General features: G+C 36.7%; 2 protein-coding genes. Both read right to left on the reverse strand.

Annotated elements, in window-relative coordinates:
* Positions 1–617: PorP/SprF family type IX secretion system membrane protein (locus JM658_RS16995; protein WP_236961093.1), on the reverse strand; the 617-nt coding region annotated here is incomplete at its 3' end.
* Positions 618–656: 39 nt separating this feature from the next.
* Positions 657–747 (reverse strand): T9SS type B sorting domain-containing protein (locus JM658_RS17290; protein WP_394800502.1); only part of this gene is annotated, 91 nt, incomplete at its 5' end.

Below are 747 nucleotides of genomic sequence, written 5' to 3' on the forward strand. Positions count from 1 at the left end.
GAAGGACCTAAATCAAATACATACCCCCCAATAAGAAAATAATGCATGCGTTCTGCTGCAATGTTTCCTTGTACTTCATCATAATGATCGGTTGTCATAAAATTAGGAACCGATAAACCTACATACCATCTACTTGTGTGGTAATAAATACCAGCTCCAATAGTGGGCAATACTTCAGAATTGATATTCTGAAGATTACTATCTGTTGGGTCTTCTATATTCCCTTCTGTAAAATCCACATTTAAAAAGCGAATCCCAGCTTTAAGTCCAAAGGATAATTTCTGATCAATACCTGTATTTACCGTATACGAAAAATTACCATCGATGTATGTCTCTTGAGAAGGTCCCAATTGATCTTGAATAATTGATAAACCTCCTCCAACATTCTTACCTAAGGGCGTATCGATCCCCAAAGTAAATGTCTCTGGAGCCCCATCGATACCAACCCATTGGTTACGATACAAGCCTGTGATACTAAACATCTCCCTACTTCCTGCATAACCAGGGTTTACACTCATGGTATTATACATGTACTGCGTGAACTGAGGATCTTGCTGAGCCCAAGATGTAAAGGCAGAGAGTCCCAATAAAATCCCTAATGTATATTTATGTATCATTTTCATTGTTATAATATTCTAAAATTAAATACCTTCTTTTTAGTTGATATACAACCAACCGACATGTGCTTTACTTCCATTATTTAAGTCTATGACATAATAATACGTCCCTGTTGGAAGTTTAGCACCT

Origin of the sequence: Joostella atrarenae, assembly GCF_021764745.1 — a bacterium.
GTDB lineage: Bacteria > Bacteroidota > Bacteroidia > Flavobacteriales > Flavobacteriaceae > Galbibacter > Galbibacter atrarenae.